The sequence below is a fragment of the Oleiphilus sp. HI0066 genome, assembly GCF_001635725.1.
Window position 1 is genome coordinate 1 of record NZ_LWFH01000702.1, and the last position, 1,112, is coordinate 1,112.

The 1,112-nt window shown below is 44.3% G+C and carries 1 protein-coding gene; it reads left to right on the forward strand.

Annotated features, from left to right (window positions below):
* A partial coding sequence (locus A3738_RS08765; protein ID WP_156504117.1) for a DUF1631 family protein occupies positions 1-1,112 on the forward strand: 1,112 nt, incomplete at both ends.

Genomic DNA, 1,112 nt, shown 5'->3' on the forward strand with positions numbered 1-1,112 from the left:
AACAAGCCGCCACGCTGTATTTAGAATCTGGTGAAAGCTATGCCTGTGTTATTGCCGACTTTTGCGGCCAAGGGATGTATATCACTTACACGCCCAATGCACTTGGTTTATCTGAAGATAATCGCGTCATACGTGTGGGTTTTGTCGATGAGTTAGGGAAAGAACTTTTTGTAAACGCTGAGCCAAGACACGTGACATCGCAGGCGGCTGGTTTGCGTTTTTTAAACAGCTATCCTCACGTCGTAGAAAACTTAACTAAGCGCTTTGCTAACCGAGAAACGCCTGATATATCAGCTGTTCATCGCCTGGTGATCGAGCGTTGTTTACAGCAATCAGATATAGCGATTACGGCAGCGTTAGAGGGCGTTCTTCCAGAAATCGTACAGTCATTCCAACAATCTGCAATCAAAGCATCGACTGATCAAGATGCAAATGCGCGCATGAGCATTGCTGAGCGCGTTGAGAAGCATAGTTCGAGTATTATTTCCAAAGCTCGCAACGATATTCTTAGCTTTGACAGCTTAGCTTTAGAGTTTTCTCAACACGAAGAAAACGAGTCGAATTTAAGTATTATCGAAAAAGTAGAGTTTGAAGATTGGTTAATCGCGCGGGTGCTCATTACGCGTTTAGAATCGCACTTTCGTACAGATTTATTGCTACTAAAAATGCGCACGGATGCAATGAATTATCATAGTCCGATTGCGAGCAGTAGCCCCTTAGGTCCAGAACGAGCGGTTTACGCATTTCGTTCAGCGATACATCATTTCGTTAATGACCCAACTCTGGAAAAGCTTGCATTCAAACTATACGAAAAGGCATTGCATGGTGTGCTGGATGAGCTATATCAAAAGCTCAATAGCACGCTTGAAGCTGAAGGTATTCTAGCGGATAAGAGTCTTAGCTCTCTGGCCAAAGAGAAAGTTGTTTCACCCGATCTGCCAGAAAGCAAAGACTCCGAGCCTTCGGTAGAAGACGAAGCTCTTAATGATTCAGCTCAGACTACTGCATCAAATGCGTCTGTTAATTCAAAGCCCGCTTCAGAAACAAGTGGCCCTATTGTCGACTCTGTTTCTGAAAGCAACTCTTCTCAACAATCGCCCTCGTCCTCTCAA